The organism is Terrisporobacter muris (genome assembly GCF_024621905.1).
In the GTDB taxonomy this organism is placed as follows: Bacteria; Bacillota; Clostridia; order Peptostreptococcales; family Peptostreptococcaceae; genus Terrisporobacter; species Terrisporobacter muris.
Genome location: NZ_JANKBY010000139.1, coordinates 1 through 8,976 on the forward strand (window position 1 = coordinate 1; position 8,976 = coordinate 8,976).

Annotated in this window: 8 protein-coding genes and 1 pseudogene; 4 read left to right on the forward strand and 5 right to left on the reverse strand. The window is 28.4% G+C overall.

Annotated features, from left to right (window positions below; genetic code table 11):
* Positions 1-192 (reverse strand): DUF1648 domain-containing protein (locus NSA58_RS11405; protein ID WP_257560482.1); only part of this gene is annotated, 192 nt, incomplete at its 3' end.
* 473 nt (positions 193-665) lie between these two features.
* Here NSA58_RS11405 and NSA58_RS20990 point away from each other — a divergent pair.
* The 4 genes and pseudogenes from NSA58_RS20990 to NSA58_RS11420 all read left to right on the forward strand — a co-directional run.
* Positions 666-737: pseudogene (locus NSA58_RS20990) on the forward strand (hypothetical protein); the annotation flags it as partial.
* Positions 738-767: 30 nt separating this feature from the next.
* Entirely contained in the window at positions 768-1,010 is a 243-nt protein-coding gene (locus NSA58_RS20865; RefSeq protein WP_257560483.1) for a hypothetical protein, read from the forward strand.
* A 76-nt stretch (positions 1,011-1,086) separates the two neighbouring features.
* The gene (locus tag NSA58_RS11415; RefSeq protein WP_039679705.1) at positions 1,087-1,998 is read left to right on the forward strand and encodes a DMT family transporter; all 912 of its coding nucleotides are present in this window, start codon (positions 1,087-1,089) and stop codon (positions 1,996-1,998) included.
* Positions 1,999-2,065: 67 nt separating this feature from the next.
* A complete protein-coding gene (locus NSA58_RS11420) occupies positions 2,066-2,593 on the forward strand; it encodes a TIGR03943 family putative permease subunit (protein ID WP_074429153.1) in 528 nt (175 codons plus the stop codon).
* Positions 2,594-2,634: 41 nt separating this feature from the next.
* Here NSA58_RS11420 and NSA58_RS11425 read toward each other — a convergent pair whose 3' ends face one another.
* The 4 genes from NSA58_RS11425 to NSA58_RS11440 form a co-directional block, all read right to left on the reverse strand.
* Positions 2,635-3,279 carry an HD domain-containing protein gene (locus NSA58_RS11425; RefSeq protein ID WP_039679703.1) on the reverse strand — a complete coding sequence of 215 codons (645 nt, stop codon included), beginning with the start codon at positions 3,277-3,279 and terminating at the stop codon, positions 2,635-2,637.
* A 169-nt stretch (positions 3,280-3,448) separates the two neighbouring features.
* Positions 3,449-5,833 carry a YhgE/Pip domain-containing protein gene (locus NSA58_RS11430; protein ID WP_039679702.1) on the reverse strand — a complete coding sequence of 795 codons (2,385 nt, stop codon included), beginning with the start codon at positions 5,831-5,833 and terminating at the stop codon, positions 3,449-3,451.
* Between the two features lie 20 nt (positions 5,834-5,853).
* A complete protein-coding gene (locus NSA58_RS11435; protein ID WP_039679701.1) occupies positions 5,854-7,947 on the reverse strand; it encodes an efflux RND transporter permease subunit in 2,094 nt (697 codons plus the stop codon).
* A 257-nt stretch (positions 7,948-8,204) separates the two neighbouring features.
* The gene (locus NSA58_RS11440) at positions 8,205-8,879 is read right to left on the reverse strand and encodes a TetR/AcrR family transcriptional regulator (protein ID WP_052232981.1); all 675 of its coding nucleotides are present in this window, start codon (positions 8,877-8,879) and stop codon (positions 8,205-8,207) included.
* Positions 8,880-8,976: the final 97 nt, after the last annotated feature.

The following is an 8,976-nucleotide window of genomic DNA, read 5'->3' on the forward strand; positions in this document are numbered from 1 at the left end:
AAAAATTATCATTGGAACAATAAACAATTCATTTTTACTTCCCCATCTATCAATAGTTCCATTCATCCAATAGTGAATAGGAATTTCATCAGGAATTAATGGATATATATATAGGGTTATTAACAAAGGAAGTGCACCAAATATATTATAAAAAGCCTTAACTATTTTGTTAATTTTTTTTACTTTCCTCATTATACTCGTCCTCTTTAATTAAAAATTTAGATTACTCTATATAATATTATATAGTTAAAAGAGTAATTGATGTCCCTAAAATAAAAATTTTTATAAGAAAATGGAATATTTAACCGATTAGTATTTTCATTAGTTATAATTTATATAATAGGTTTTATTATTAAGGAGGGAGCTAAATGAATAGTCAAATGATTTTTATGGATCCAAAAATAGAATAGGTAAATGGATACTTTCCTAACTTATATGATCTTAAAATAAGAAGTAATGGAGAAGAAGTAATTGGTACAATGTTAACTCCAGGGGAAGAAGGTTCTTGTCCAACTGCAATTTTATTACATGGATTTCCAGGATATGAAGATAATCATGACTTAGCCCATAGCCTTAGATGATGTGGTTTAAATGTACTTATATTTCATTATAGAGGATGTTGGGGAGTAAATGGACAATTTTTATTTTCAAATTGTATTGAAGATGTGAGGAGTGTAATTAATTTTGTAACAAATGAAGAAAATGTAACAAATTACAATATAGATAAAAATAATATTTTTTTGGTAGGTCATAGTATGGGAGGTTTTTTGACTTTAATTAACTGTATAGATGAAAGAATAAAATCATCAGTTACAATTAGTCCTTATGATTTTGGACTAAAAGTATGCGTAATAAAGGAAGATGAAGAAGAGTTAAAAGATGAAATAATCATGTTTTCTAATGCAATTCCTCCATTAAACAATACAGATGCAATGACTTTAATTAGAGAAACAATAATTAATAGTGAGGAATGGAGGTTATCAAAGAATTTTCTAAAGAAAATATTTTAATAATTGTAGCTACTAAAACTGTGGCGGAGTATATTGAAAGTATATACAATGATTGAAAGTTAAAAGGAGGGAATAGATGAAAAAATATAAATTAGGGCTTATTATTGCCATGTTGATTTGGGGAAGTATTGGAATATTTGTAAGATATATTGATTTTACATCTAGTCAGATAGCTCTTGTAAGAGCCATTGTAGGAAGTATTTTTTTAATAGTTTTCAGTATGATATCAAAAGAACATTTATCAAAGGAAAAAATAAAATCGAACTTATTAGTACTTGTAGCTTGTGGAATATGTCTAGGTTTTAATTGGATTTTTTTATTTCAAGCATATAATTATACAACTATTTCTACTGCAACAATTTGTTATTATTTAGCACCCGTTATAGTAATGTTCTTATCTCCTTTTTTGTTAAAAGAAAAACTAACACCTGTGAAAGTTTTATGTATAGTTGCAGCTATGATAGGAATGTTATGTATTGTAGGTATAGATAAGAGTAGCATGGGTGGAAATAATATAGTTGGAATAGTATATGGTTTAAGTGCAGCCTGTTTATATGCGGGCGTAGTCGTTCTAAATAAATTTTTAAAGGACATTTCAGGGCGAGATAGTTCTGTGGTGCAATTATCAGTTGCAGCCATATTTTTGATACCATATGTAATTTTTACTGAAAAAATAAGTTTAGCAGGGGTTTCTAGTAAGTCAATAATTCTATTATTAATAATAGGGATAGTTCATACAGGAATAGCTTATTTAATATATTTTACTGTTATTCAAAAACTAGAAAGTCAGACTGTTGCTATTTATTCTTATGTTGACCCAATTTCTGCCATAATTATGTCAGCAATTATTTTAAGTGAAAGTATGAGTTTACTACAAATACTTGGAGGAATACTAATATTAGGATCTACATTTATTAGTGAAATTTATAGTAACAAAATAAAGTCACAGGAGGTTTTGGTAGAGGTGGCTAATTCGGAGGAAGAATAATTGACACTTTTTTTTCTTCATGATAAGATAAAATGCAATATTTAATACATACTTTGGAGGTTAATAAGTGAAGAAAATATTTAGTATTATACTAATTAGTATATGTACAATAATTATGATGACTGGATGTAATGAAAAAGTATCGAAAAAAGATACAGGTACTAGTGAGAACAGAGAGTCACAAGAAATTATTAAAATAATGGAGAATGTATATGTGGATTATGTAAATGATATCCATTTAGATAGTAGCAAATATATTGGAAAGACTATAGAAATAGAAGGTATGTTTAAAGAAGAAAAAGATGAAAATAATAAAAAACATCTATATGTTTACAGACTAACAGATATAATGGAACATACTCATGATGAAGAAGGTCAACATGTAGAAGGTGATGAAGATGAGTATCTGACTGAAATGGAAGTTATGAGTGGATTTGAATTTAATTATAATTATAATCATGATTTACCAAAAGAAAATGATTGGATTAAGGTTATTGGAAAATTGGAAGACAAGGATGGAAGTCTAATTATTAATGCAGAATCTGTAAAAATAATGAAAGATAGAGGAATGGAAAAAGTACAACAATTTTATTAAAGAAAAAGCCCTATGATTAATCATAGGGCTTTTTAGATTGATTATTTTTCTTTGTTAAAATTCCACTCATAGAAAAATTCATCTAAATAAATTTCTATAAATCTATGTCTTTCTTCAGCAATTTGTTGTGCAGTATCAGTATTTATTAAATCTCTAAGTTTAAGTAGTTTTTCATAAAAATGATTAATTGTGTGATTGTTAAGGTTTTTTACTTCATCTAAACTTTGAAAATCCATAGGTTTAATATCCGGGTCATACATTAATCGATTTTTGCTACCACCATATGTAAAAGCTCTTGCTATACCGATGGCACCTATAGCATCTAATCTGTCTGCATCTTGAACAATTTTTCCTTCTATATTGTTTTGAGAAGAATCTACTACACCACCTTTGTAAGACATGGTTGTTATTATATTCATTATTTCATGAATAGATTCCTCATCAATATTAAGGGATTTTAAAAAGTTTTCTGTTGTTTTACTATTATTACTAAATTTCCAATCGTCAATATCGTGAAGTAGAGCAGCCATTTTAATAATAAAATCATCTCCACCTTCCTTCTCACAAATATAAGTAGCTAAATTATAAACTCGTTTTGTATGGAACCAATCATGACCAGAGCTTTCTTTATATAATTTATCTTTTACAAATGCTTTAGTTTTTTTTAATATTATGTCTTTATTCATTTAACCATCCCTCAATTTTTGTTTTATGTAATATTATAAATTTATTATAATATAAATTATACTTTTACATACATTTTTTCACAAACAAGAGAAAAGTATGTAATTAAAAAGGGAGCAAGGTCATAATTATTTTCCTTTGCTCCCTACTAAAGAGGTAAAATGGTAATATCTATTTATTAAATTTGTTTTTTAACCAATTAATAAAATTATTACTACTATCTACTTTATTTGAATCATTTTCTTTGGTATCTGAAGTTTTAGTTGTTGAAGAGCTTTTTTTATCAGAATTATTTTGAGTATCTTCAGATTTTACTTTCATAACAAACTTAACGCTACCATCCATATTTTCACTTATACCAGTGAAGTTATTATATCCTTTTGCTGCATCTAATAATTTATCTTTAACTTCCATAGCACCGTCAACAGAACTTATTAACGTATTTCCTTCTTCTGCAAGCTTATTTAGGCCTTCGTTTTGAAGCTTTTTAGCCCCTGAATATAGTTGTTCAGAACCACTAGACAATGTTCCTATTCCAGCTAGAATTTTGTCAGAATTACTAGTAAGTTGAGAAGAGCCATTTTTTAATGTATTTACACCAGACGCTAATTTCTTACCACTAGATTCTAATAGAGAAGTACCATCAGCTAAAGTCTTACTACCTAAGTAAGCATCAGAAGCCCCTTTAGAAAGCTTGGAAGAACCTAAGGCAAGTTGAGAAGTACCATCAGTTAAAGTTTTGCTACCTGAGTAAGCATCAGAAGCCCCTTTAGCAAGCTTGGAAGAACCAATTGCTAAACTTGAACTACCATCACTTAGAGTTTTTAATCCACTAGAAACAGAGCTAGAACCTTTGCTTACTTCACCTAAACCAGTTTTTAAATCAGATAAGCCATCTGTTAGATTGCTTAAACCAGCAGTAAGTTTTTTAGCACCATTTACAGCAGAATCAATACCTTTAGCTAAAGTGTTTAGGCCACTTTCTTGTTTGTCAGCTAAATTATTTAAACCATTGGCAATGCTATATAATCCATCAGCAGCGCTACTAATGCTTGAAGACTGATTACTAAGTGAATTTTTGATCTTCTGTACATCAGATAATGTTTTTTCGTCACCATTTTCAGAGGCTCTAGCAGCTATAGATGAAAGACTAGATTCAATATTACTACCATTTCCAGCTTTTAATTTAGAAGCAATACCTTCTATTTTAGAAGCAAGAGATCTAATTACATTTGTAGAAGATATTAAATCATTTATACCGCTAGAACCATTGCTCAATCCTTCCTCTAAACTAGTAGCACCAGATTGTAGTTGTTTAGCACCTTTTTCTAAATCGTTAGCACCACTATAAGAAGAATTAATACCCTTATCTAAAGCAGAGTAACTACTATTTAATTTAGAAGCACCATCACTAACTTCTTTAGCACCAGTACTTAAATCCTTGGAAGAAGAGCTCAAAGTATTAAGGCCGCTATATAGTGCAGAAGCACCAGAATTAACTTTGCTAGCACCATCACTTAAGTCTTTAGAAGAAGAACTTAAAGTGTTAAGACCGCTTGATAAACTTTGAGCGCCATTATTTAACTCAGGTAATTTACTAACAAGTTGAGATGAACCATTGTTGAGAGTAGTAATACCATCGTCTAAGCTTTTAACTCCACTATTAAATTTTTTATAATTAGTATCTAAAGTATTTGCACCATCACTAATTTGTTTAGCTCCATCTACTAAGCTCTTACCACCTTTTTGTAATTTATCTAAAGAACCTTTTAAATCACCAAAGCTAGTATCTTCATCCACATCTTCTAAGTATTTTGATACATCACTTGTAGCGGCAATCATAATATTCGGAGTTTTGAAGTTTGTAGTATTTCCTTCAATAACAACTTCTTCTTTTAAGTTAAGATAACCAGATAGTTTACTATCTAGATTAAGAGATTCTTTAAATCCAGGGATAGATACAAATGTGATAGCAGCATTACTTCCTTCATCTAATAAAGTGCCAGTACTTGTTTTTATATCTTTGAAATTATCTCTATTTAAAATGATTTCTGAAGCAGTTATAAAAGGAACATAAATAGTTCTGTTTTTTCCATTTATGGTTACTTCTCGACTTTCATTATTTTTTAAAGATAAGGTGATTTTAAATTGGCCGCTTTTTCCTTGGATATCTTTAGGATTTACATCTTGACCATTTAATTCATATTTAATATTTACATCAATAGGTAAATTTTTATTAGTTTCACCTTGATAATATAAATCGTCTCCTTTAACATTCCAAGTTATCTTATTACCATTAATTTCAGGTTTTTCATCACCTTTAACATTTTTTATATTATTTAAAGAACTTACATCATGAATAGTTCCTAGAGAAGATGAACTATTAATCCATGCTGATACAATATTTTTGTTAACATTACCATTTTCATCTAAAATAGAGTAGACTGTTTCGTCCTTATCTATATTTCTATCAGCAAATACGCAAGATGAATTACCAAGCATTAGTACTACAGTTGCAAGAGCAACAGATTTATTTTTTATTTCTTTATTGTTCATTTTAATAAGCCTCCTATAAATTAATTAGATTCTTCACATAACTCTTTTTTAGTTATAAAATTTTTACTCGTTTTAACAACTATTCCTTCAAATAATAATAGTATTGCAGGTAGTATAAATATAATTATAAACATACTAACTATGGCACCTCTTGACATTAAGGTACAAAGAGCACTAATCATGTCAAGTTTAGATATTAATCCAACACCAATAGTAGCGCCAAAGAATGATAAAGCACTAGTTAGAATAGAAGGAGCACTACTTTTTATTGAATGTTCCATAGCTTCAAATTTTTCATATCCCTCATTTCTTTCTTCTCTGAATCTAGATGTAAGAAGAATAGCATAGTCAATGGTAGCACCTAATTGTATAGTCCCCAGAACAATAGAAGCTATAAATGGTTCTACAGTTCCCGTGTAATAAGGGATACCTAAATTAAGGAATATAGCACACTCTATAGTAGCAACGAGTATTACTGGAAGAGATGCTGATTTAAATAGTATAGTAATAATAATAAATATAGCTACAATTGAGGCAATATTTACTTTTGTAAAATCTGAGTCAGCAATTTTTATTAAATCTAAAGTAAGGGGAGCTTCACCACCCACAAGTCCTTCCTTGTCATACTCATGAACTATTTTATTTATTTCTTCAATTTGAGCATTACATTCATCTGTGGCTGCTTTGTATTTTGAATTAACTAATATTTCTTCATAACCCTTAGATTTTACTTCGCTTATAATATCCTCAGGTAAAAAATCTTGATTAATTCTTGGACCAATATATTTCTCAAGACCAATAACTGAAGTAATGCCATCTAAATTTTCGATTTCTTTAATCATTTTACTTAAGTCGTTTGGAGCAATGGTATCTTTTACTAAAATAAAATTGGTACTTTCCATATTGTAATCAGTTTTCATTTTGTTTGTAGCAATAATTGATGGAAAATTAGCTGGCAAACTTTCATCTAAATTATAATAAACATCAGCATTTTTATATCCAAAATAAGATGGAATAAATATTATTACAAATAAGATAGCTAATTTCTTATAATGCTTGACTACAAATTTAGAGACTTTATTAAAGTTTGGCATTACAGTTTTATGTTTATATTTTTCAACTTGTTTATCAAACACAAGTATAAAAGAAGGTAGTATAGTAATTGTGCAAAGAACACCAATTAAAACACCTTTTGCCATTACTAAACCTATATCTCTTCCAATAGCTAAGTCCATAACACATAGAGCTAAAAAGCCTGCAAAAGTAGTAATGGAACCACCGACGACAGATACAAGTGTATTCTTAATAGCATTTGCCATAGCATCTTTTTTATTATCAGGGAATTTGAGTTTTTCCTCTTCGTATCTATGGAATAAGAATATTGAATAATCCATAGTAACACCTAATTGTAATACAGCAGCTAAGGCCTTTGTTATATAAGATATTTCTCCAAATATAATGTTTGAACCGAAGTTATATATTACAGCCATAGCAATACTTGTTAAGAAAATTATCGGTATAATAGTTGATTCTAAAGAAAGACCTAAAATAATTAAAATTAAAATACCACCAGTCAGTATATATAAAGGAACTTCTTTATCTGCTAGATCCTTGGTATCTTTAAGAATTCCACACATTCCACTTAAAAAAGATTGTTTTCCTGCAATATTTCTTATGGAAGATACTGCATTTTGAGTTTTTATATCCCCAGTAGCTTTTTCCATTTTTATTATCATCATTGTAGACTTATCACCATTGTATAGTAAATCAGTCATATCTTTTGGTAAAATCTCTTTAGGAACTGATAAATCCATAAAATCATCTACCCATAAGACGTCTGCAACACCGTCAACTTTAGCAATTTTGTCTTTAATTTTAGCAACGTCTTTATCATCCATATTTTCTACAATTAGCATGGATAGTGTACCACAGCCGAAATCGTCTTTTAAAATTTTTTCGGCTTTTGTAGTAGAAATATTATTTGGCAAATAACTCAAGATATCATAATTAATATTTGTATTAAAATAACCAAATACAGATGGAATCAATAAGATTACTGCCAATAGTAAGATTAACTTACTATGATTTGCAATTTTTTTTGCAATCCTTTCCATATTTACCCCTCCAAAATATTAGAACTTATTTAGGCATGCCCAAATTTATAACAAAATTATAGGGCGTGCCCAATAGGATGTCAACTATTTTGTTAATAATTTCTAATAGAATTTAATAAAAAATTCGATTCGTTCATATTTCCAACGGTTTTTCATATTATATAAGTCACGAAGTTGTAATTTATCTGTTATCTGCAGGACGGATAAAACAGGATTTCTTTATAATTAAAAAAGATGAACAATTTTATATTGTTCATCTAAAATTCAAAAATATGGAGTTTTTCTATTATGTTATTGTAATCAAATTTTTTTGCTTCTTTCATTGCTTTATCAACAATAAGGCATACTTGTTTATAATCTATTATATTAAGCAAAAGTAAGCGGGTAGATATGATGCTTTTTACAATTGAATCTATATCAAAGTTTTTTTCACCGTGATAAAATCTTTTCAGTAATTCACATTCTCCAGCATATCCAATAGTAATACTGAAACATATATCCTTTTCACTTATATTATAATTCATATCTTTAGCTTTTTTCTTACACAAATCTATTAAAATATCTTGAGCGGCTCTTCTTACAATTTCTATATTGGAACCTTGAAGATAAATTCTAAATAATTTTTCATTCAGCACTAGAGTATAGGTATAGATACATTGGATTGTAGCATAGCTTAATAATATTTCTGTTTTATCATCGCTATTCTCTATAACATCATCATAAATTTTATTTAGGATTTGTTTAAAGATATGAATCAAGATATCCTCTTTTTTTTTGAAGTAATAATATAGATGGCCTCTTCCTATTCCAGATTTTTCAGCAATTTGTCTAATAGTAGTTTTATCATAGCCTTGATTTAAAAATAATTCTGTAGATATTTTTAATATATTTCTCTCCATATCGCTTATGGTTGGTGATTTTAATTCATTCATATCCATGCTCCCTTTTTACTAGAATTTATTTAACATTATTATAATACTATATTCTAATTTGGAAAGCTTTTTTATTTAAATAAAATATTAATTAACA

What these genes read in the sequence shown, in the direction of transcription:
- NSA58_RS11415 (WP_039679705.1), top strand. Translation starts at nt 1,087, where the DNA reads ATGAAAAAATATAAATTAGGGCTTATTATTGCCATGTTGATTTGGGGA.
- NSA58_RS11425 (WP_039679703.1), bottom strand. Translation starts at nt 3,279, where the DNA reads ATGAATAAAGACATAATATTAAAAAAAACTAAAGCATTTGTAAAAGAT.
- NSA58_RS11430 (WP_039679702.1), bottom strand. Translation starts at nt 5,833, where the DNA reads ATGAACAATAAAGAAATAAAAAATAAATCTGTTGCTCTTGCAACTGTA.
- NSA58_RS11435 (WP_039679701.1), bottom strand. Translation starts at nt 7,947, where the DNA reads ATGGAAAGGATTGCAAAAAAAATTGCAAATCATAGTAAGTTAATCTTA.
- NSA58_RS11440 (WP_052232981.1), bottom strand. Translation starts at nt 8,879, where the DNA reads ATGAATGAATTAAAATCACCAACCATAAGCGATATGGAGAGAAATATA.